Origin of the sequence: Stieleria bergensis (assembly GCA_007745635.1) — a bacterium.
Classification (GTDB): Bacteria; Planctomycetota; Planctomycetia; order Pirellulales; family Pirellulaceae; genus Stieleria; species Stieleria bergensis.
Map to the genome: position 1 here is coordinate 6,692,563 of CP036272.1, position 22,737 is coordinate 6,715,299.

General features: G+C 54.7%; 18 protein-coding genes. 8 read left to right on the forward strand and 10 right to left on the reverse strand.

Annotated features, from left to right (window positions below):
* The first annotated feature begins 137 nt into the window (after positions 1-137).
* From ptsP to SV7mr_RS23600, 4 genes are read left to right on the forward strand one after another with little or no spacing between them, the layout of a single operon-like run.
* On the forward strand, positions 138-1,910 hold the full coding sequence (ptsP, locus tag SV7mr_RS23585; protein WP_145277312.1) for a phosphoenolpyruvate--protein phosphotransferase: 1,773 nt from the start codon (positions 138-140) through the stop codon (positions 1,908-1,910).
* A complete protein-coding gene (locus tag SV7mr_RS23590) occupies positions 1,907-2,962 on the forward strand; it encodes a glycoside hydrolase family 130 protein (RefSeq protein WP_145277314.1) in 1,056 nt (351 codons plus the stop codon). Before ptsP ends, SV7mr_RS23590 begins: the two co-directional genes overlap by 4 nt.
* A gap of 31 nt (positions 2,963-2,993) precedes the next feature.
* The gene (locus SV7mr_RS23595; RefSeq protein WP_145277316.1) at positions 2,994-5,315 is read left to right on the forward strand and encodes a glycosyltransferase family 4 protein; all 2,322 of its coding nucleotides are present in this window, start codon (positions 2,994-2,996) and stop codon (positions 5,313-5,315) included.
* The gene (locus SV7mr_RS23600; RefSeq protein WP_145277318.1) at positions 5,305-6,750 is read left to right on the forward strand and encodes a glycoside hydrolase family 130 protein; all 1,446 of its coding nucleotides are present in this window, start codon (positions 5,305-5,307) and stop codon (positions 6,748-6,750) included. The genes SV7mr_RS23595 and SV7mr_RS23600 overlap by 11 nt, the downstream gene beginning before the upstream one ends.
* Positions 6,751-7,342: 592 nt before the next feature.
* Here the strand turns inward: SV7mr_RS23600 and SV7mr_RS23605 are convergent.
* Together SV7mr_RS23605 and SV7mr_RS25800 are read right to left on the reverse strand one after the other, a co-directional pair.
* Entirely contained in the window at positions 7,343-8,581 is a 1,239-nt protein-coding gene (locus tag SV7mr_RS23605; RefSeq protein WP_145277320.1) for an integrase core domain-containing protein, read from the reverse strand.
* 187 nt (positions 8,582-8,768) lie between these two features.
* A complete protein-coding gene (locus tag SV7mr_RS25800; protein WP_419187842.1) occupies positions 8,769-9,020 on the reverse strand; it encodes a hypothetical protein in 252 nt (83 codons plus the stop codon).
* A 61-nt stretch (positions 9,021-9,081) separates the two neighbouring features.
* Between SV7mr_RS25800 and SV7mr_RS25805 the strand changes: the two genes are divergently transcribed.
* The gene (locus SV7mr_RS25805; RefSeq protein ID WP_419187843.1) at positions 9,082-9,258 is read left to right on the forward strand and encodes a hypothetical protein; all 177 of its coding nucleotides are present in this window, start codon (positions 9,082-9,084) and stop codon (positions 9,256-9,258) included.
* A gap of 21 nt (positions 9,259-9,279) precedes the next feature.
* Here the strand turns inward: SV7mr_RS25805 and SV7mr_RS23610 are convergent, their stop codons facing one another.
* Complete coding sequence (locus tag SV7mr_RS23610; RefSeq protein ID WP_419187844.1) at positions 9,280-10,197, reverse strand: nucleotidyl transferase AbiEii/AbiGii toxin family protein; 918 nt, start codon at positions 10,195-10,197, stop codon at positions 9,280-9,282.
* Positions 10,194-10,796 carry a type IV toxin-antitoxin system AbiEi family antitoxin domain-containing protein gene (locus SV7mr_RS23615; protein ID WP_419187845.1) on the reverse strand — a complete coding sequence of 201 codons (603 nt, stop codon included), beginning with the start codon at positions 10,794-10,796 and terminating at the stop codon, positions 10,194-10,196. The genes SV7mr_RS23610 and SV7mr_RS23615 overlap by 4 nt, the downstream gene beginning before the upstream one ends.
* Before the next feature lie 1,178 nt (positions 10,797-11,974).
* On the opposite strand from SV7mr_RS23615, the gene SV7mr_RS23620 reads away from it, so the two are divergent.
* The gene (locus tag SV7mr_RS23620; RefSeq protein WP_145277324.1) at positions 11,975-13,099 is read left to right on the forward strand and encodes a hypothetical protein; all 1,125 of its coding nucleotides are present in this window, start codon (positions 11,975-11,977) and stop codon (positions 13,097-13,099) included.
* 48 nt (positions 13,100-13,147) lie between these two features.
* Here the strand turns inward: SV7mr_RS23620 and SV7mr_RS23625 are convergent, their stop codons facing one another.
* From SV7mr_RS23625 to SV7mr_RS23635, 3 genes are all read right to left on the reverse strand, one after another.
* The gene (locus SV7mr_RS23625; RefSeq protein ID WP_145277326.1) at positions 13,148-13,705 is read right to left on the reverse strand and encodes an ATPase; all 558 of its coding nucleotides are present in this window, start codon (positions 13,703-13,705) and stop codon (positions 13,148-13,150) included.
* Positions 13,702-14,079: a TA system antitoxin ParD family protein gene (locus SV7mr_RS23630; RefSeq protein ID WP_145277327.1), complete on the reverse strand. Its 378-nt coding sequence runs from the start codon at positions 14,077-14,079 to the stop codon at positions 13,702-13,704. Before SV7mr_RS23630 ends, SV7mr_RS23625 begins: the two co-directional genes overlap by 4 nt.
* Positions 14,080-14,777: 698 nt before the next feature.
* The gene (locus tag SV7mr_RS23635) at positions 14,778-16,301 is read right to left on the reverse strand and encodes a hypothetical protein (RefSeq protein WP_145277329.1); all 1,524 of its coding nucleotides are present in this window, start codon (positions 16,299-16,301) and stop codon (positions 14,778-14,780) included.
* 1,274 nt (positions 16,302-17,575) lie between these two features.
* On the opposite strand from SV7mr_RS23635, the gene SV7mr_RS23640 reads away from it, so the two are divergent.
* Positions 17,576-18,769, forward strand: coding sequence for an N-acetyltransferase DgcN family protein (locus tag SV7mr_RS23640; protein WP_145277331.1), 1,194 nt, complete (start codon positions 17,576-17,578; stop codon positions 18,767-18,769).
* The gene (locus SV7mr_RS23645) at positions 18,769-19,893 is read left to right on the forward strand and encodes an alanine/ornithine racemase family PLP-dependent enzyme (protein ID WP_145277333.1); all 1,125 of its coding nucleotides are present in this window, start codon (positions 18,769-18,771) and stop codon (positions 19,891-19,893) included. Before SV7mr_RS23640 ends, SV7mr_RS23645 begins: the two co-directional genes overlap by 1 nt.
* Positions 19,894-20,862: 969 nt before the next feature.
* Here SV7mr_RS23645 and SV7mr_RS23650 read toward each other — a convergent pair.
* The 3 genes from SV7mr_RS23650 to SV7mr_RS25815 all read right to left on the reverse strand — a co-directional run bounded on the left by SV7mr_RS23650 (position 20,863) and on the right by SV7mr_RS25815 (position 22,619).
* Positions 20,863-21,642, reverse strand: coding sequence for a BPSS1187 family protein (locus SV7mr_RS23650; RefSeq protein WP_419187846.1), 780 nt, complete (start codon positions 21,640-21,642; stop codon positions 20,863-20,865).
* A gap of 99 nt (positions 21,643-21,741) precedes the next feature.
* Positions 21,742-21,981, reverse strand: a complete 240-nt coding sequence (locus tag SV7mr_RS25810) for a hypothetical protein (protein ID WP_419187847.1) — start codon at positions 21,979-21,981, stop codon at positions 21,742-21,744.
* On the reverse strand, positions 21,978-22,619 hold the full coding sequence (locus SV7mr_RS25815; RefSeq protein WP_419187848.1) for an SGNH/GDSL hydrolase family protein: 642 nt from the start codon (positions 22,617-22,619) through the stop codon (positions 21,978-21,980). Before SV7mr_RS25815 ends, SV7mr_RS25810 begins: the two co-directional genes overlap by 4 nt.
* Positions 22,620-22,737 lie beyond the last annotated feature (118 nt).

A 22,737-nucleotide genomic window follows, 5' to 3' on the forward strand; every position in this document is an offset into this window, starting at 1 on the left:
CGATTCCCTATTCAACATCACATGACGACTAACGAGAACAACAAATGACCATCAGCTTCGTCACGATCGGCAATCCACATGCTGCCGCCGGCAGCCACGACGGCATATTCGCCGCACCCAACAACTAGGAAAGAAGAATGAAAATATTGGAAGGGAGTCCCGTCTCACCTGGCTTCGCAAGTGGGATTGCGATCGTCTGCGACTACGAGGTCGAACGTAAGGTGACGTTGCCGGATCGCGATATTCTGTACGACGACGTGGAAACGGAATGCGATCGGATTGACGATGCGCTGGACCGGTCCCAGCGTGAACTGAAGATGGCTGAACAAACTGCCAGCGGTGATCCGAAACTCGCAGACGCCGCAGCGCTGCTGTCCGCTCATGCGTCAATGGCCAGTGAAATTGCGGCGACAGTCAAGAAGCAGATTGGATGTGATCTCGTCAATGTCGAGCAGGCTCTTGATTCGGTCATCCGCGACTGGATCAGCCGATTGCAAAAACTCGATAACGAATACCTTCGGCAACGCGAACAGGACATCCGTGACGTGGGCCAGAGGATGACTCGCAACTTGGCAGGCGTGACACCGTTGAGCTATGAGATGCTGCCGCCGGGATCCGTCATTGTGACGCGCGAACTGCTTCCATCCGAAGCGGTCGGGCTAGCCAACAGTGGTGTGGTCGCAATCGTTTCCGAGTACGGAGGGAAGTTTAGTCACACTGCGATCGTCGCCCGATCACTGGGGATCCCGGTGATCTCGGGGATCGCGAACGTGACCACACGGGTTCCGTCCGGCGCGAAATTGCTTGTCGATGGCCTTTCGGGAGTCGTCACGATCGGTCCGGACGAATCGGAGGAGGCGGACTTTTCAACTCGACAGCTCGAGCACGAGCGGCAAATCTCATCGCTGGCATGCGAAGAAGAGCAACCCTGTGTGACGCAGGACGGAGTGGCGATTTCACTGCTGGGAAACGTCGGATTGCCGGATGAACTGGATCAGATCGCGGATCATCACTTAGGCGGCGTTGGGCTGTTTCGCACCGAATTTTTGTTCATCGATTCGCACAAGCGTCCGGGCTTCGACTTGCAGGCGAAAGTCTATGGGGACATGGCAAACAAGTTAGCTGGTTTGCCGATGGTGATTCGGACCTTTGATCTCGGGGGTGACAAACTTCCTCCGTTCCTGGCACTTGATGATGCCAGCGTTCGTTCGAGCCTTCACCTGCGTGGCTTACGATTCTCACTGTCCGAAAAGGATCTTCTTGACGCCCAATTGCGGGCGATTGTTCAAGTTGCGCAGACCGCCGATGTTCGCATTTTGTTCCCGATGGTGATCGGAAGTCACGACTTTTCTCAAGCAATCGCGGACGTCGATCGTGCCGTGCGGCAACTCGATGTGCTGCGCCGACCTGCCGTCGGCGCGATGATTGAAACACCTGCTGCACTGTTTGCCTTGGACGAGATTTTAGAACTGGCAGACTTTGTCGCGATCGGCACCAACGATCTGACTCAGTACATGCTGGCGGCCGATCGTGACTTGTCCGAGGGCACGGACGATTGCACGGCCATGCATCCAGCTGTCCTTCGCGCCATCAAGCGGGTTGTCCAATCAAGTCAGCGTTGGATCTGCTCAGTATGCGTCTGCGGCGAAGAAGCCGGCGAATCCGACTTTGCTTGCTTACTCGTCGGCCTAGGTGTTCGAGAATTGAGTCTTAGCCCTAGTCGAGGCGCAGCCGTTCGCCATGCGATCCGTCGTGTCGATTCACGTCGAGCCGCTGAGCTTGCCGAACGGGCGCTTCAATGTCGAAGTCCAAGTGAAGTTCGCGAGCTGTTGACGTTGGGACTATCGGACTGCGCCACGACGTTCATTTCGCCAGAAACGTCGCCGGACTTATCGAGCGATTGCTCATGATTGCTCGAATTTCCGAACGACTCCTGATCTGTCCGGCTGACTTGGAACCGTCGCGAGACGAATTCGAGGTGATCGGTGTGTTCAATCCAGGCGTGGTTCGGATTCGCAACGAGGTCGTGATGCTCGTGCGAGTTGCGGAGAAACCAGTCGAGCAACGTGCCGGTTTCATAGGACTGCCGCGATGGGAAATAGATGGCGAGTGTGTCGTCGACTGGTTCCCTGAATCCGATTGGATATCGGTCGATCCGCGGGTTGTAAAATCAACGTCAACGGGTCTATTGCGGCTGACGTCCGTCTCCCATCTCCGCGTGTTTCGCAAGCGTGATGGAAGCTCCGAAGGATGGTTGCCAGGGGCGGTATTCTTGCCGGAGACAGCGACGGACGAGTTCGGCATTGAAGATCCTCGAATCACCAAGATCGACGAAACTTACTGGATCACTTACGTCGCTGTGTCACGAGAGGGCGCCGCGACATCGCTCGCTTCCAGCGATGATATGGTGACGATCAAGCGACACGGATTGATCTTTTGTCCAGAGAACAAAGACGTCGTTCTGTTTCCCCAACAAATTGACGACCAATACGTTGCCCTGCATCGTCCCAATCCAAATTCGCATTTCAGTCCGCCACAAGTTTGGATCGCTCGATCACCCGACCTGTTGCATTGGGGCGATCACCAGTGTCTGTATCGAGGGCAGGCCGGATGGGAATCGGACCGCGTGGGTGGGGGAACTCCGCCACTTCTGATTGAAGAAGGCTGGCTGCATCTCTACCACGGCAGTCGTCGAGATGAGCGTGAGGGTCATGTCGGCGAGTATTCCGTGGGCGCCCTGCTGTTGGATCGAGACAATCCGGCCCGCGTGCTCGCGCGATCCACGCAGCCGATCATGCGACCGATGTCAGAATTCGAGCGAAACGGCTTCGTACCCCGCGTCACATTTCCGACCGCAGCGATCGAGCACGATGACCTGATCAGCGTCTTTTACGGCGCAGCTGACACTTCGACCGGCGTCGTCTGTTTCGCGAAACAGGACATTCTCGGCGCACTCAATTGACAATGAATCGAAACAAAACAAGGAACCTCCCATGCCAGACTCGGACTTAACCAAAATCGCTTTCGTTGGCGATTACCTGCCGCGAAAGTGCGGCATCGCAACGTTCACACACGACTTGCGCGGCGCGGTCGCCAGAGCCTCTCCGGCCCAATGTGTCGTCCTGCCTGTAGATGATATCCCAGGCGGTTACGACTACTCGTCCGAAGTCAGTTTTCAGATCTCGGAACAGGATCTAGACGCCTATCGTCGCGCAGCCGATTACTTGAACTTCAGCAATGTCGATGTGATCTCGCTACAGCACGAGTTCGGCATTTTCGGTGGCCTTGGAGGCAGCCACATTCTGGCCTTCTTGCGTGACATTCGGATCCCGGTCGTGACGACCCTGCATACGGTCTTGTCCGAACCCGATGCGACGCAGCAGAGAGTCATGGAACAACTGACCGAACTCTCGACGCGACTGGTCGTGATGACCCAGCGAAGTCGCGAGACATTGTGCCAAACCTACGCGGTCCCCGAAAGCAAGGTGGACTTGATCGCTCACGGCATTCCCGACGCTGCGTACGCGGATCCGAGCGAATTCAAGGAGCAGTTCGGAGTGAAAGGCAGGCAGGTCGCACTAACGTTCGGGTTACTGTCTCCGAACAAAGGTATCGAGTACGTGCTGAATGCGATTCCCGAAGTCATGGGCGAGTTCCCGAACTTTGTCTATCTGATTCTGGGGGCGACGCATCCCAGCTTGGTGCGCAGCGAAGGCGAACGTTATCGAATCAGCCTGGAACGAATGGCGAAAGAGTTGGGTATCACAAAGAATGTTAGCTTCTACAATCGATTCGTGGAACTGGAGGAATTGACGCAGTTCATCGGCGCAGCGGACCTCTATATCACTCCTTATCTAAATGTAGAACAAGCCGTTTCCGGGACGCTTGCCTACGCGTTCGGCTGCGGACAAGCCGTCATCTCGACGCCATATTGGCACGCCGAAGAGTTGCTCGCTGACGATCGCGGAGTGCTCGTTCCGTTCGCCGATTCGAATGCGATCGGCCAAGAAATCATCGCGCTGTTGGGCGACGATCAAAGACGACAACTGATGCGTGATCGTGCCTACGACATGGGGCGCGACATGAGATGGAGTCACGTGGCGAAAATCTATTTGCAGTCCTTCCGCGACGCACAAGCGAAGTACGCCAGCGATCGCAAGCCGCTGGCGGTGCGAACGCTCGATGAGCAACCGTTGGCTTTGCCGCGAATGAACTTGGAACACTTGCAACGGATCAGCGATTCCAGCGGCATCATTCAGCACGCTTGTTATTCGATCCCCAACCATCACGAAGGATACTGTACCGACGACAACGCACGGGCCCTGATATTGACAGTCTTGCTGGAAGAATTGGGCACCGATTCGCAGGAATTGCACTCGCTGGCATCGACCTACGCCGCGTTTCTGAATTACGCATTCAATGCGGAAACCAGCCGCTTTCGTAACTTCCTTGGCTTCGATCGACGATGGCTTGAAGAAGATGGTTCCGACGACTCGCAAGGCCGCGCGGTCTGGGCACTCGGTACCTGTGTCGGTCGTTCACGGCGGCGAGGCTTTCAGTCGTGGGCGATGGAGTTGTTTCCCAAAACGCTGCCCGCCTGCGAAAATAGCACATACCCACGCACCTGGGCACTTGCGCTGCTTGGTGTCCACGAATATCTGCGCCGGATGAGTGGTGATCGAGTCGTCAGTCAAACTGGAGAGCGTTTGGCTGAGAAACTCGTCGACCTATACGATCAAGTGGCAACAGACGACTGGCCTTGGTTTGAGGACATCGTGACGTACAACAACGCCAAGCTATCTCACGCATTGATTCTGAGCGGGTGTTGGAATGACAATCCGCGGATCACGCAGATTGGTATCGAATCGCTCCGCTGGCTGTGCGGAAAACAGTTATCGCCCGAAGGCCGATTCCGTCCAATTGGATGCAATGGTTTCTTTCGCCGTCACGGATCGGCCGCCGTTTATGATCAACAGGCAATCGAAGCACACGCCATGGTATCGGCCGCGATCGCGGCCTATGACGTCGTCAAAGAGCCGTTTTGGTATGAACAGGCGCACTTGGCCTTCGACTGGTTCCTTGGTCGCAACGATCTCGGATTGCCGATCTACAATGCAACGACAGGCGGATGCTACGATGGGTTGGCCGAACATCAGGTCAATGAGAATCAAGGAGCCGAGTCCACTCTCGCGTTCCTGCTTTCCTTAGCAGAAATGCAGCGACTTGAAGTTTCTGTGACCGCATTCAAGACTGATGCCAGTTCCGAAACGAAGTGGCAATCGCAGGAATCGGTCGGCGGTACTTATGCCACTTAACCGAACGGAGATCGTACTTTCCCCCAACAATCGACGTGTGGTGCTTCGTCCCTTTGTGCCTCCAGGTGACGACCGAATCCTTCGGCTCATCGCTCGCATTTCAACGTTGTCAAAAGATGAGGTTGATGCGCAACTGCACCATGTGCTGGAAGAGTTCCACGGTAGACATCAGAGGCCGCGTGAATTCTTCCTTGGACAGTATGAAGCGATGCGCCGTCATTTGCCGACCGACACGGCACCGAGCGAAAACCGCCAACTGTTGCTCGGTGCTTACTTCACTCAGGAATATGCGCTGGAATCAGCAGCCCTGTTCAATCCGTCGATCGTCTGGCATCCCAACCAGTCGAACCTTGCGGTCGGCTCTCGTCGCTTCGTGTTGAGTCTGCGGGCGGTCGGTGAAGGACACATCTCATCAGTCACGTTTCGTTTGGGGGTCATTGATGCGGACAACCAGTTGTCGATTGATGAACCAACGAAATTCGTGACGACGCCCCAGTTCGTCCCAGATGCGGTTTACGAGAAAGACTTGTTTCTCCGCAAACTGGTCGAACTTGAGTTGGGCAACCCGTTCACAGATCGTGTGCTGTCTACATTGGACTACGATTTCACGTTGGATCAACTGGAAGACTCGCTGAGAACTGGTTTGCGAGAACATTGGCCCCAACATCACGAACTGGCCCCAATCGTTGAGCAAGTCGTCACGCTCGCCAAGTCAAACTACGAAATCACCTACTTACCGGAACACGAATTGTCCGAACGGCTGATATTTCCTTTTGGACCCACTGAAACCAACGGGATTGAGGATGCTCGCTTCGTGCAGTTTCAGGAGGAAGATGGCTCGTCGCAGTACTTCGCCACCTACAGTGCTTATGACGGAAAGATGGTGTTGCCACAGTTGCTTGAAACACAGGATTTCCTCCGTTTCAAGATGCATACGCTGAATGGGCCGGCGATTTCGGATAAGGGGCTCGCGCTGTTTCCCCGCAAGATCAACGGGAATTACACGATGTTGTCGAGGCAAGACGGTGAACATCTCTACCTGATGCACTCTGAAATGCTCCACTTCTGGCATACGAAACAGATGATCGTAAAGCCAACTTACCCTTGGGAGTTTGTTCAGATGGGCAATTGCGGCTCACCGATCGAGACCGATTCGGGATGGCTGGTGCTAACTCACGGTGTCGGCCCGATGCGCAAGTACTGCATCGGCGCAATGCTGCTGGACCTGAACGACCCATCGCGAGTCATCGGCCGCTTAAAAGAACCGCTGCTAACTCCCAACGAAAATGAACGGGAAGGTTACGTCCCCAACGTGGTGTACAGTTGCGGTAGCGTGGTCCACAACGGGCATCTCGTGCTTCCCTATGCCATGTCGGACTACGCCACGACCTTTGCCACGATCCCCATTGATGAACTGCTATCTTCGATGATCTAAGGGAAATCGACAGTGGTAGGTCACGTCGACCTCTTCGATCCATCGCGCGTATTAGCAACCACAATAGCCGTCATGCCGCCCGCGATTTGGCCAACTCTACAACCCGCGCTGCCTTGGTTGGCCCACCTGCTTGGCTGCCTATCCCAACCACGGCAGGAAGCCGGCCTCATCTAATCTTCCACCCAGTGAGAAGTAATCAAAATAGAGTTTGACACCCAGCTCCGCTCACATACGAGCATCGGAATTTGTTTCCATTCCGGCACGTGCGAAAAGAAGGCTTGAATGGAATTGGAGTGGGGATTACGAATTACTTCGTCGTATAGCCGTTTGCTATCGCCGTTCGCTGACGTTGCAACGTGGCTCGCGGCGGCGTTATAGAAGGTGCGCCAAACCGCGCGGTACAAAAACCTCGGTCGCTAGAAATCGAGTGATTTTCGGTGCGTGAGCTGGGATTGGCAGACGCGACGTTGCGAACTTTTAGGTTGAGGCGGGGCAATTTTAGTTGCTTGGCCGTCGATTTTGCACGGCTTGGTCAGTGACTGCGCAGCAGCGGTCGATTGTTCTTTGACAATTTGGTGAAACCGAGACCGAGCTAAGCGGCTGCTCGATACGACTTCAGCAGGCCACCAAGTTCCTTGTGACACTCAATCTTGGTTGTCTTCAGGTCGATAGTTGGCGGCGAGTCTGTTTCGCGGATCGGTGGCAGGTTGCCTCGCGCTGAATGACCGCGACGGTTGTTGTACCAGTTGGCGCCCACAGAGAGGATTTTATTGAGTTGTTGATTGGTCACGACCACGAACCCGTTGAGCACCTCGTGCTTCAGAGTTTGGATAACTCGCTCGACATGAGCTTGTAAGTTCGGGCTCGCAGGAGTGATGCGTTTTACCTTGCACTTCGTTGACTCAAACACTGTATCGAACGACTTGGTGTATTTGGCATCATTGTCGCGAGATAGGATTTCACAGGGGAGATCTTCGTCTTGCAGGTGCATTGGGAAGTTGCGTGCTTGCTGAGTGGTCCAGTCTCCGGTTGGGTTTTCCGTGCACCGTGAAACCCAAATTCGGCGAGTCCCCAGGTGAATAAACACCATCAAGTAAACGTCGACCAATCCCTTGACGGTCCACTTCTTCTTGCAGCCAAAATCACATTTCCACATCGCTGCTGCATGACGCTTCAGGAACTCTGACCAGCTATCTGGATCGGTGTCGTCTTCCGGCGCGATCCCCGCGCGAACCAGTACATTCTTTATTGTTTGCCGAGAGACAGAATGGCCAAGTCGAGTCACAGCTTGGCGAACCTTGGTCAGTCCCCAGCCGGTTTCTTTCCGGACTCTGACGATGGCATCTTCCAGGGGCTCTTCGATCCTTGGCCGCCCACCCCTGCTGGACTTTTTCTTCGGCTTGGCTGCTCCATCTTCAGACTCACGAACCCAGCGGCGGAAGGTCGAGTAGCTGATGATCGTGAGCAGCTGACGAATCTTCCCGCCGAGTGGTTTGCCATGTTTAAGGATCTTTTCCCGGTCCTTCGGTGTGAACTCAATCCTCTTTGGGAGCTTCGAACGCAGGATTTGGTTTTCGGCTTTCAACAGACGGTTCTGAGCCGCCAATTGTTGCCGAGAACTTGATGCAAGCAGGATCAAAAAGGGGTGTGCGGTAACATCGCTGGGGCACGCATCGAGCGGTAGAAAGGGGCTTGAAAACACTGGGAAAATGGATGTGGCGAGGTTTTTGTACCCCGCTAAGAGGTCGAAGATATTCGGGGTCAATTTTCCCGGTAGATCAAAGCCATCGAGACGCGCCCACAGGCCGCACGGGACGCCACGTTTCGGCACGACAATCGCGCAGGTAGAACAGGGGCTACGCAAGAAGTCGCCACACAGTCGGCCGACTGACTGGTTAACTGAACAGAGTAAAAAGCTGTTGACCAGGAGATCCAACTTCGTCGCCACGACGGTTAAGATCTGACAGCCGTCGCCTCTTATCACGTCGCACGATCGGCAAGCGATGTCTCTCTTTGTGTTAACCGAGACAGGATCGAAAGGCCCAGGAGTTGGGACCGAATGAGGCCACCGAAGAATTGGTTTGGCCCGTCAGTCGCGTCCGTCCAACGCTTTGCTCATTTCCACGAAACAGAGACTCGGTAACAATTGAGTTGTGTATGGGGAGATCGTTTTCGGTACGCAGGTAATCGATCGCTTCTTGCTGTTGCCGATTCACCCAGCCGGCAAGCAAGATGGCAATCAGCTGCCACGGTTGCAGAATAAACTTCATCCTCGCCTAAGTGGCTGGTCAAAAAGCAACACAATCATTGATGCGTTGCAACCTGAAAAGCATGATCACTGAAACAGCGAAGCCCTGCCTTGGCATTCGCTCCAGTCAAATCGATGGTGAGGAAAGTGCGGATGCGTATTTGCTCGCCACATCAGGCCAGAATAAAACAATGGGCAACGGCACTGAAACAGAAATTGGCTGGAGACAGTGGGCGGCGGACTTTGTTGAACCCAACTAAAGGTGAGATGCATCGCAGAGGCTAGCACCAACCGCTTGTTGGCGACCAGTTTTGAACGAAAGGCTTTCCTTCACTGGCCGAGATGGATGGTGGCATCAAGAACTCCGTTAAACGTTCAGCGACGTCGGCTAGCGCCAGGTTCCCGCTTCCGAGATTTCCCTTGCGCAGGAAAGCAATCCACTGTGAAGCTTTTTGACTATCCGCAGTGAACTCTGATGTTAAGGCCAACGGTTGCGACCCAGGAATTGCTGTCTTTCGCCGTTCAAAGGTCGCGCAAATGGCTTTTTGAACAACTGCGCCTTCGAACTTAAATTGATTGCAGAGTGTGTAGAGGTCGAAGAAGTCTTTCATACGACTGTTGGCAATCCCAAGAGCTACCATGGCTTGAAACTTTTCAGCTACGACTGTCTCCCTTGGATACGACAGAAGCTCGGGAGACGGAAAGTTTAGAACGGTCGGGAACTTCGTTGTCACTGCAGCGGGTGTGATAGCGTCGCCAAATCCGATGTCAACCTGAATCGGAATTCGTGCTGAAACGAGCTGTGCCTCAAGCTTCATACGAATGCCCTCGTACTCCTCTGCTTCTTTCATACGGTTCGCAGTGACAGTTTCCGACACGAAAACAAGTCCATCTTCGTCGACTTTCTGGTTGCAAAGCGAACGGAAGCAATCTTCAAATCGTTCAAGATCTGGCGCCCCAGCCCCAAGTAAATCTAGGTCGCGAGTTGGCCGGTGTTGCAACCTACTCCAGACTTGAAACATCACCGCTCCTTTGACAACGAACTGCTCTCGATACGTCGATTGGGCGACACGATAGAGGAGCCGTTCGAGCGCGTAACGGATCAGTACTAAGTCAAAAGCTTCTTTATTCTCTCGAGCGACATTCATTAACCTCGCACGTACCGACGCAGCCATGTTCTTATGAGCCATGCCCGTCATGAGGTTGCCTCCAGATAAGGACGCATCACGTTCGCCATGCGGCAGGCATTGGCTGCCTTCCAAAGCTGATCATTGGTCGCTTTACGTGTGCGCCGACAATCCCTCAGAGCTTCGATCGCTACGTCGAGGCCGATCTTGTTTCTGTACTTAAAACAGTCTGCGACCGTTTTTGCTGGTGAATAAACAGTGACGGGGATCCCCTCGAGCTCATGCTGCTCAACGCCAAATGTACGAGCCGCACCGGAAAAGCGAACAACGCGAATCGGCGGGTAGCTTATCTGCGGCTTGCGGTCTTTCTCGCCGATCGCAAGCCAAACCTCATAGGGCGATTGCGTCGTCAGGTCATGGACCCGCAGCGCGCTGAGCAAGCAGACCGTCGAATTCGGGGAAAGCTTGCAAGCCTCGACGATGGATCGAAACTCAGTCGGTTCCGCTTCAGGAAGCGTGTAGAGGCCGCGGTGAGGGCGGTCGAGCACTCCCTGCCTAAACAACAAGTTGAGATAGGAGCCCGAAACACCAATGGCCTCTACATCCCGTGGCCGCACCACTTCCATGCTGTTGAACAAGTCCAGTACGAGCTCTTTTTTCGTCGCAGTCAAGATTTCTATTCCGTCGGGAGATATCCGCAAGTCCCGACATATTCTAAGTCCAGGATCGACCGCCATCAAGTTTGATACGGCAAAGGATGCGAGATCCCTTGAAGCCAAAAAGCGGAGCGAGCTTTTGGATTGGGGATTCCTTACCTTTAACGTGATTCAAAGTGTTTGGCTTCGGCCGAGGAGATGGCGGGAAACGCCCGCGCGGTACAAAACCTCGAGCACTAGAAATTGAGTGATTCTCGGTGCGTGAGCTTGGTTGGCCAGACGCGATGTTGCGAACTTTTGGGGCGAGGTAGAGCGATATCCCCGTTGCATGGTCGTCGATTTTGCACGGCTCGGTCACTGATCGCGCAGCAGCGAACGATATCCCACCAGGTTTGCACGTTTTGCCTGTTGGCAGAGATCAGCAACCTGTTCTCCTCCCTTTTTGATTTCGCATCGAAACCGGTCGGGACGCACACGATGCCCCGTGTCGGCGCTACAATCGCGCCAAGTAGAACTGGGCCAAGGCCAGACGGTGCCACACTGTCGGCCGACTGACTGGTTAACAGGCCAGAGTAAAAAGCTGTTGCCCAGGAGATCCAACTTCGTCGCCACGACGGTTAAGATCGGACAACCGTCGCCTCTTATCACGTTGCACTATCGGCAAGTGATGTCTCTCTTTGTGTTCAACCGTTATTGCCACGAAGAAATGGAGAACCGGTGAACACAATCTGTTAACCGAGGCGGCATCAAAAGGCCCAAGAGTTGGAACCGAATGAGGCCACCGAAGAATTGGTTTCGCCCGTCAGTCGCATCCGTCCAACGCATTGCTCAATTCCACGAAACAGAGAATCGGCGTCAATTGAGTTGTGTGCGGGGAGGTCTTAAGCGTCGCAAGCGCTAATAGATCCACCGCCATAACGCGATTGCCGCGAATAGACGACGTTCAGCCGAAACGGGATCTCTGTTTCGTCATTCACTTCCGAGTATTGATCTCGTCAAGGTGATGGCCTTGGCCGACACAAGTCGTCAGCTCACAACCACCCTCTTAGCTTCGCGAAAGCAGATCGCATCTTTCCCAAATCGCAGCAGGCTTGAGGGAACAGGAACTACAGAGAACGGCTGTTTCGTCGTAAATTAATGGTTCCGCCGACTGTCGTATCAGCAGTCTCACAAGCAAAACGGAGTGACCATCCATGAGCGTTTACCAGTACGTCTATTTTGCCGCAGTCGACAAACCTCTCGATAACCAGCAACTTGAGTACATGCGTCACCAGTCGACGCGGGCGGAGGTGACGCGGTGGCAATTCACAAACGAGTACCATTACGGTGATTTCCACGGCAACTCGCTTGAGATGATGCGACGCGGATACGACGTGCACCCGCACTACGCAAACTACGGTGTCCGCAAGTTGATGTTTCGATTGCCATTGGGCCTGCCCGTGGGTGCGAAACCGTTCAAAGCCTATGCGACCGAGTACGGCCTCGAATGGAAGAAGGACAAACGCGGAAAAGGGGGCGTACTTTCGATCCAACCTGAATGTGACGCGGGCTTCTACAGCGAGGATTACTTCGACTTCGAGCGAATGGTCGCCTGCCTTCCGAAAATCCGCGAAGGGTTGATGACCGGTGACACGCGGGGGCTCTACCTTGCCTGGCTGGCATCCAATTGGAATGAAGAATCTCTCGAGCCGCCCGTACCCGCTGGCCTAGGAAAGCTCCCGCCCGAGCTTGCCGAATTGACTGACTTCTACGAACTCGATAGCGATCTTCTCGCTGCCACCAATGAACAGTCGCCGAAACTTCCCGGCCAAGCTGCCCGTGAGCCGGACATAGATCAATGGTTGGCTAACCATTCACCCGATACCCTGCGCGCACTCATGCGGCGTGTTCTTCACGATGACGCGGCAGCGGTGCGCGCCGAATCGCTAGCCGCCATGCGGAACCAGTCCGGCAAGGCCACGTGGCCGATCAATGCCGGCTCTCGCACGCTCGAAGAACTCCGGGAGCTGGCAAACACAAAAGCGGATCAACGGAAGAAACGCGAACTTGCCAGCGAGAAACGCAAACTCGAAAAACGACTCGCCAAAATACGCAAAGATCCCGCTGCAGCGATCGCGGATGCCGAAAAGCTAATTCAAACTCGTTCGACTCAAAATTACACAAAAGCCGCGCAGGTGCTCGCCGAACTCCGCGAAGCGGTTGGTGGCGATGAAGGATCGCGAATCGCTGACCAAGCCGCCAAGAAGATTGCCAAGAAATATCCAACGCTCAGTTACGCCAAGCGGGCGTTCAAAGAAGAAGGATTGAACTACCGATAAAACGCCGCGTAAAATAAACCCGCAAGAGGCCTGGCGTGCTCACCGTAGCTAAGGAGGTAAAGCACCGACTCGCCTACCATGCTCGTAAACATCAGCCAACTGATAAGGACGTTCCAGGTTGCTGTTGTCGTAAACCAAGACATGGGGCATGCATGCGATGGCGCGTTGAAGGTTCGCTTTCGTTCGCTCGAATCGCGATTTCAGTTTTTCGTCGGGCACGTCATGCCCACCCTGGCTGGCTCGCATCGCCACACGTCGGATCGATTCGCCGACCTCATGTAACTGGATAAAGATCAACACCACGGTGTAACCCGCATCCGAGTACTTGGCGAGAGTGTCCACTTTGTCACCGACGGGATCGGAGAGCACCGTTTCAAAGATGAAACTCTCGCGATGAGTCACCAGTGAAGATCGGATAGACGCTGCCAACTCGGCCGCCTCGTATGCGGTGATCTCCAGTCCTTTTGCGATAATATCCGCATTGATGAAACGAAGGCCACAGTCGGAAAGAAAGGTTTCAAAGAAGGTTGATTTGCCCGCGCCATTCGATCCGGCGAGGGCTACAACGATGGGCCGTTGGTCCAGAAACGCAAACGGTAGGCTCAACGGTCGTCACCGACTTCTTCAAACTGCCGATCGACAAATCGACCAATGGTTTCAGTACCGTCGGCTTCGATACGTCGAAGTAGATCGGGCTTTCCCGGCACCGGTTTGTAATGTGGATAAGGACGCTTCTTCAGATAAGCGTCCACTTGCTTGCGCCCCTTGGCGGTATCGACCTCAGCGATCGCTTGCGAAAGGAGGCGTTCGGAACCTGATCGCAGAATCAGCATCGAGCGGTCGCCGCGCAAGAGCGGTTCGATCGACTTGCCCAAACCGGCCCAGAACTCAATCTGTCCGGCAATGCTCCGCTGCGAGAAGGGCACGACTGCTCGTGCGTCGTCGACAAGTTCGTCCGATAGTTTCACTGGCTGTCCCATGAATCACCTCTACCCATATGGTAGCATTTTGCTACCGACCAGTCCAGCAATTTTGAAAACCAGAGCGAAGCGGACGCGAAACGTGTCTCCCCTCGTCCGTCAGTTGCCGTAATTTGCGGTGTTTTTGGCCGTTCGACGCTAACCACTCAGGCAACCGATCCAACCCCGATTTGAGCTGTATTTTAGAAAGCGAAAACTCTCGCGAACCAGTTAACGCCCGTCGGTCCCGCATGACCCGCGGGCGTTTCTCGTTTCCGCCCCCTTTTTCGCGGTCTTTCCACGCTGCGGCGGCCGAATCCCACGTTCCAACTTTCGCGGAGAGACTCCGGACTGCCGAGTCCAACCCGCGCGGTACAAAAACTTCGAGCACTAGAAATTGAGTGATTCTCGGTGCGTGAACTTGGTTTCCCAAACGCGTCTTTGCGAACTCTTGAGGTGAGGCGGGGCAGCTATCTTTGCTTGGCCGTCGATTGTGCTCGGCTTGGTCACTGACCGCGCAGCAGCGAACGATTGCTCTTTGACAATTTGGTGAAGCGAAGACTGAGCTAAGCTGCTGCTCGAGATGGCTTTAGCAGGCCACCAATCGTCGCGTCTTATCACGTCGCACGATCGGCAAGCGATGTCTCGCTTTGTGTTCAACCGTTATTGCCACGAAGAAATGGAGAACCGGTTAACACAAGCTGTTAACCGAGGCGGCATCAAAAGGCCCAAGAGTTGGAACCGAATGAGGCCGCCGAAGAATTGGTTTCGCCCGTCAGTCGCATCCGTCCAACGCATTGCTCAATTCCACGAAACAGAGAATCGGCGTCAATTGAGTTGTGTACGGGGAGGTCTCGCTTTGACGAGACCAACATCAGCCACTGAGAGCTGGTGAGACCTCTGCCTTGACTGCCTTTCCACCGCGGGTACGGAACACTTCGGAATTGATGGGATAGGCGATGCACTCGAGTCGGCGTGACCTTGGAAAGAATCCAATGCACCAGAAACATCAAACCAAATGTCACTGGCTTCGACTTTGATTCCAGTCGTTGCTCTTGGCGAAACTGAACGACTTTGCGATCTACGAAGCCACCAAGCCGATGCTTGCGATAATCCCGGTCGGTACAGAAAAGGCGAAAACGCTTACGAGCCTCTCGATTGCCGCAGAGCTTTTGCAACCCTTTGCCCAAGCCGCCAGGTAGCATCCCTACCCAATAGATGGGTCGACTGTAAAGCCTTGCACTGTTGCGAAACCGCTGATCGGTTTCACTGTCTGTTCGCCCTGTTCGGCACCAATGGTCCAATGTCTGTTGGCGATAGCGCGATTGAAATTCGGAGCTGAGGAACGGAAGACCGCTCCGGAACATACTGACTTCAGCCGCTTTCCAGGCCTTGGAATGAGCGATCAAGGAATCAATATCACAACGAAGATCAGCCAAGCCATCCTCACCGATTGCTTCCTCAATCTGTTGACTGTTCTGGTCAATGAATGCCGTTAGCCCTTGAGGATCCACATCATCAAAGAGCGGCCACGACTTCAATCGCAAACCGGCAAGCACGTAATGCATCACCAGAATTGCAGGAATACCAGACTCAAGATCAACCACGACGTACCCCGATTCGGTACGAAGTAAGTTCGCTGTTGATACCACTGCGGACTTGCTGACCTGCCAGCCAGAGCCCACCATTCCAGATTCGCGGAATAGCGTTTCCAGGCGACTCATCAGCGACAACAGTTCATCAATTTCGCCCTGTTCAGCATCCTGCTGAGGCGTCTTTGACCAAGGCAACGAGTTGCGAAGTCGGCGGGTAAAAGCTGGAGCTGGCCGAATCCCTCTTCCCTTGATGAATTCAGCCGCTAGCGAATAGGCACCTTCTTCGGGATTCCAGCGTACATAAAGCGGCTCTGCGATAGCTGCTTCAGGTACAAACACGCGAATCAGCTGCGAGGCAACTCGCCTGCGATAGTAACAAGCAAAGATCGCATCTCGATTCGCTTGGTAACCGAAGGGTGCTTGAAAGAATGCGCGGTAAATAAACCGAGTCAACAACCCTGGCGCAAAGATCTTTTCAACACACTCGGTCTCACGCCCAGAATAATCGGTAGCAGAAACCAACACGGCTGTAGCCGCACGCCCATTACCCAACACACGCACCGGTTCAACGTGCGTTGGTTGTAGACGCCCCCCAGGTTCACTGATGGAGTCGCTGATTTGGGGATTGAGTTGGCTCTGTTGCTGCATAACAAACTATGAAGTTAGCCGGCGTTCACCGGACCATTCAATGTGCTGAGGCAACGATCACAATGCCAGTAATTGCGATGATTTCACCTCTAGTAGGAGTGCGTGAAAAACACACTCCCGAGGAGGTTAGCAATAACCCTCACCCGGCCGCAATAGCACTCAAAACAGCAGCAAATCGTCAAAAAACGGGGCTCTTTCAGGGGTCAAGGAGCTGGAGCAATGCGGCGGAACCGCGCGGTACAAAACCTTCGAGCACTAGAAATTGAGTGATTCTCGGTGCGTGAACTTGGTTTCCCAAACGCGTCTTTGCGAACTCTTGAGGTGAGGCGGGGCAGCTATCTTTGCTTGGGCGTCGATTCTGCTCAGCTTGGTCACTGACCGCGGAGCAGCGAACGATTGTTCTTTGACAATTGGGTGAAACGAAGACCGAGCTAAGCGACTGCTCGAGATGACTTCAGCAGGCCACCAAGCTCCTTGTGGCATTCCGCGCGGTACGCAACACGGGCGGTTACTCGTGGGGCGAGGCCGAAGAAGAAACTGAAGCCACCAGCAAAAAGGCCCGCGCATTGGCACCTGATCGGCTCGCCGCCTCTCAGCTCATCCAAGGAATCACCAAAGAGATCATCAAGAATTTTAGCAACAGCTGGGACAGCCGCCTAGTTTCCCCGGTTGATCAAAGCCATCAACACGCGCCCACCGGCCGCACAGGATGCCACGTGCCGGCGCGACAATCGCGTTAGGTAGAACAGCGGCAAGGCAAGAAGTCGCCACACAATCGGCCAGCTGACTGGTTAACAGACCAGAGTGAAAAGCTTTTAACCAGGAGCAAATAACGGCACCTCCGTCACGTTATAGCGCTCTCGCGTGGCGAAACAATGGTGCTCTGGTTAACACAAGCGAGTCAACCGAGCAAAAGAGATTCGCAGCCGTTTCCCTCGTCAGACGGCCCGCCGAGCGGGACGCGAAATCGCTAAGCTCATAGCAAGAAGACACTTAAGAAAAGTTCTCCAAGAGAGAACGTACCGTTTTCCGTATTGTACGGGGAGGCACTTTACACCCCGCGCTACGATCGGCTGCCTTATCGCAATGTACCAAGACCGACATTCCCGTTAGATCAGGTAGAAAGCTGAATTGCGGGCTAGTGACACCTATCAATCGGTGTTAAACCGTGCTAGGTTGTCGGCACCCACTTAGCGGGGACTACTCGTTGACATTCGGCCAATTTCGGTCGGCACGATCTCGTCGCCTCCTCTGAGCCAACTCGAGGAGTCACAATGTCAGCGTCCCCGTTCGCTATGTTGCCCAATGCGCCGACTGCCAATCACGAACTTACCACCACCGATGTAGCGATTCCCGTCCAATCGCGAAACGGCATTGGACGCAAGCGAGTCCCAACGGCAGTCGTCTATTGCGAAGCAAACTTCGGGTCCATCGACGGCAAGACCGCCAACGGACTCGTCCGTCATTCCGAGAAGTACCAGATCCTCTCCGTCATTGACAGCGAAAAGACGGGTCTGGACTCCGGCATCGTGCTTGATGAGAAGCCGAATGGAATTCCCATCTGCCGTGACCTCGCCGATGCACTGACGCACGCCCCCAGCAAACCCGACTACTTTATTTTTGGTACGGCACCGGCGAGTGGCATGTTGTCGTCACACGAGCGCGGCCTAGTGCTCGAGGCGATGGATCTCGGGATGAATATCGTCAACGGTCTCCATGAATTCTTGAACGACGACCCAGTGTTCGCAGCGGCGTGCATCTCGAAGAACGTGAAAATCCTCGACGTTCGAAGGCCTCGCGCCAAAAAAGACCTGCGACTCTTTAGCGGTCGAATCGCCGAGGTCACCTGCCCGCGCATCGCCGTGCTCGGCACCGACTGTGCAATCGGCAAGCGCACAACCGCGAATGTCCTCGCCCGCGCGCTAAATGATCGCGGCGTGAAAACGGTGATGATCAGTACGGGCCAGACCGGCTTGATCCAGGGTGCCCGCTACGGGTTGGCGCTCGATGCCGTCCCGTCACAGTTCTGCTCCGGTGAGCTAGAATCCACCATCGTCGAAGCATTTGAGAACGAAAACCCCGACGTAATCATCATTGAAGGGCAAGGCTCGCTGAGTCATCCCGCCTATGCGACATCGTCCTTCATACTCCGAGGAAGTTGTCCGGACGGGGTCGTGCTGCAGCACGCCCCAGGACGAACAAGCCGCTGTGACTTTGACCAGATGGCAATGCCGACTCCGGCCGCCGAAATCAATCTCATCCAAACCTTTGCGAATACGAAAGTCATCGGCCTCACGATCAACCACGAAAGCATGTCCGACGCCGAAGTCGATGGGGCCATCTCGCGGTACGAGAGCGAACTCCAGATTCCCGTCACCGATGCGTTAACCAGGTCACCCGACCGATTGGTGGAGATGATCCTCGCAGCGTATCCGAAGCTTGAGAAGAAGCTGACCGTGGCCGCATAATGAGCGCGCCGCGTTTGGAGATCGACCTCGACAAGATTGAGCACAACGCCCGCTCGCTGGTCGCACGGCTGGCCGATCGTGGCATCTCGGTCACGGCCGTCACAAAGGCCGCACTTGGCTCACCCGAGATTGCCCGCTCGTTGCTACAGGCGGGCGCGAGTGGACTCGGCGACTCGCGCATCGAGAACATCGAAGCGATGTGTCATGCCAATGTACCGGCGTCGATGACTCTCATCCGATCTCCCATGCTCAGTCAAGTGGAGCGACTTGTCACGCACGTCGAAGTAAGCTTCAACACCGAATTGGACGTCATCCGCAAGATCTCGTTCTGCGCGCAAAAGGCGAGGCGGACACACGGGGTCGTGCTCATGGTCGAACTCGGAGACCTTCGTGAAGGCATCATGCCCGGCGAACTTGAGAACGCCGTACGCCAGACACTTCGATTCCCGTATATCGCTTTTAAAGGTATCGGCACGAACCTCGCTTGCCGTAGTGGAGTGTCACCCGACGCCAGGAACATGGCAGAGTTGTCTACACTCGCCGAATCGATCGAGGCGAAGTTCGGCCTAACGATTGAGGTCATCTCGGGCGGGAACTCCGCCAACGTCCCGTGGGCGCTGAGCGGCGCGGACACTGGGCGAATCAACAATCTCCGCTTGGGTGAATCGATCCTGCTCGGTCGCGAGCCACTTCATCGCCAAAGAATCAACGGCCTGCACACCGACGCCATCACACTCATCGCCGAGGTGATCGAGTCGAAGGTCAAGCCAACGCAGCCATGGGGCGAGATCGGACAGACCGCATTCGGGGCCAAGCCACCCACCCAGGATCGAGGTGACATCTGTCAAGCGATCCTCGCCATAGGACTTCAAGACACCGATGCGTGCGGCCTCGAGCCGCCTCCCGACATCAAGATCGTTGGGGCCAGTAGCGACCATCTGATCGTGGAATCGGGTCTCCACCTCGTCCCCGTTGGCACCGAATTGACGTTCCAACTCAACTACAGTGCGCTGGTCCGTCTCATGACGTCACCCTTCGTCACGAAGGTCATCTCACCAAAAATTGGCTTGCCAGATGCGACGTTGCGAACTCGGGAGACGGGGCGGGCGTTTTTTGATGCTTGACTTAATAAGCCATCAACCGAGTTCTGCTTTGGGGACGGAGTTTGAGCCTTGATGGGTTGCCTGGTTTCACTTGGGTGTCCAAGGCGTTTTTGACTGGGTGGCTGGGTTAGAAGGGCGTGCGTTTGACGGCTTGGCAGTGCGTTGACGCGGTGAGAGTGCGTTTGATTGGCCCGGTGGATTGAAATGGCTTGGTTTTGAGGGTTTTAGATTTGGTAATGGCATGCCGCTAGCCGGATCGATTTTCAATGACTCGATTTCCTGCTCATCAGTCGTGGCCCCGTTGTTGTTGATCATGGGGGTGGCCGCTGGTGCGGAGTAAATTGGTGCGTGCAAGCACAGCACCCTACGATTCTCCCCGAGCAATTCCATCGTCTATCGCGACTTCCTCCTTCGCGCTCTTCGCGTCCTTCGTGGTTTATTTCCGGTTTATAACCAATGCCGGGGATGGCAAGTTTTTGGTGCTACCCGCTATTGGGGACGCTGCCGCACGACCGATCGATTTAACGAATCGCAAGCGGCATCCACTGCCAAGGGAACGATTGATCGACAAGCGTTTGCCGCGTCAGTCCGTTCCCAGGGTGCGCTGCGCGACCCTGGGCTATGGGGTAGAACACCTTCGGCGTTCGGAAATCTGGATGCGATTGTGAAAGCCATCGCCTTGGCTTTGGCAGGTTACTTGGGCGTGTTTCTCTGATCATGTGTTCGAAGGAACGTCAGGCTGGACTGGCGAACAACGTAGGTGCTCCACTTTCACAGCCCAAGGTCGCGAAGCGCACCTTGGGTAGGAGCTGTGCAACCAGTCCTTGATCCTGAGGATCTCGGCCGGTAAACCGTCCTAGCAGCTGGCTCTGCTCTTGCGGAATCGGCAAGTCCTGGTGATGTCAGCACGTACAAAAAGAGAACCCTGTGCGAAAAGTGGCAGGAGGGTTCTGTACGGGGAGGTGCGAATGCATGGTCAAGAAAACCACTTCATTTATTTCGCAAATCCATCGTGCAATTCGGATCAGACGGGACAGGATCGCCCACCTGATTGACTGGGTGAGTAAAGAGATAGCTCCAAACACGGTCCCACTTTTCTCTGCCGCGCACGACGATGGAATGAGCTCTACTCGAATTCTCCTGAACATCGCAGTTGGTGATCAATCGGCGGGAATGGCTGAACGGCTTTTGAGTCTCATCGACATTGACGATCGAGCCAAACTCGGCCAACCCTAACATTTGCCAGGAACGACAGTAGTGATCTCCAGTCCAGCCGCCATCGAGAATATGGGTAAACCCGAAGTAACGATTCGCGGGCGTTGCAGATTCAAGTCCTTGCCAGGATTCCAGCTGATCTCGTGGTCCGGAGAACATCACGACCCGTGCGACCTTTTGATGCTTTGCCCAACGAGCGGCAGTGGTCGAGCCGTGCGAAATACCTGAGAGAATCACCTTGTCCCAGAGCAGATCGCTTTGGTCATCGGTGAGAAATTGTTGCCAGTTTCCCTTCGGATGATTCTCTGCGAGCCATTTTACAAAGTGCAGCGAGCGAGCCGCAGCACCATCGTGTTTAGGAATGCTTACTAACGGACTGTGATCGTCGCCTGTGGCGGCTTCAAGTCGAATGTCACCGAGCACTTTGCCACGATCCCGAGCTTCGGCTTCGATCTTCGAAAACCAACCATTGGCATAGTGGGGTTGAATGTCGTGGAGTCCATAGCTGGCAATGCTTTCAAAAAGCTGCTGGTTGTGGCCCATCAGCCAAATCACCAGCTTACCTTGCGATGGGACTCGGGTGTCGACAACGGCATGCTGAAGATCTTTGGGTCTCCCCTTTTCATCAGCAAATACATAGTTGATGACAGGATGTTATTTCGCATCGGGATTGATGTCACTGACTCGCGCGGACAGGTCGAAACGTTTTCCCAGTCGCGGCTCAAGGAAGGCGGCTACCGTTTGACCGAGAAAAGTATTCCCTTCACCATTGAAATGGCAGTCGTTAGGGTTCTGTAGTTCGGCGAGGCGCGGTGAGATCGCTGCAAACAGGTCGTTGACCTCTACCTGGTGTTCCGCCATCACTTTTGCGGCCGCCGCATTGCGATCGATCACGGACGCCGATGAATACTTGCCGGGCACAGCGGGTAGCGGTGGGTATTGGCAAAGATGAGTTTGGCTCCGGTTCCCTGCATCCGCGTGATGAGCTGTTCGAGGCGACCGGTGTAGTCGGCGAGTTTGGTTTGACGATCGTGAATCCCAAAATTGAATTGAATAATGTCCCACTTTCCATCGCCCAGCCAAACATCCATTTTCTTAAGCCCCGTGGCAGTGGGTCCACCGTTTGCTGGCGCACGATGCACGTTCGCTTTTCCGGCGAGTTCTGAGCGAACGGTCCGGGTGTAAGCGCGAGATACAGAATCACCAATTAGCAGAACTCGCGGCAGGTCTGGATCGTCTTCGACAAAATCCCAGGCATTCGATTGCCCTGCCACCTTCTGCCGCTTGTGAATCGGCAAGTAAAATCCGCCCAACTCAGATTCCAGCACCTTTTCCCAGGCTTGTTGTTCTGGTTGAAGAGTCGCCACCCAGGCCTGATACTTTTTATCAAGTTCAGCGGCGGACTTGGCTTCCTGTGCGCTGGCTTCCTGTGCGCTGGCTTCGGCAGCGCCAGTGGGTTCGGCTTGGTTTTGCGCGGCTGTCAGCGAGGCGAAAGCCACGAAGATGAGCATAAAGATTGCGGTCGTTTTCATTTGTTTACTTCGCAGTTCGTTCAAGCTGGGATGGTTCCCGGTAGAGAAACGCGTCTGGCGTCAGTCACGAAAGCAGGAGTGACTTCAACCTTCCTTCGTTTTCTGGTAAGCCTTCTTA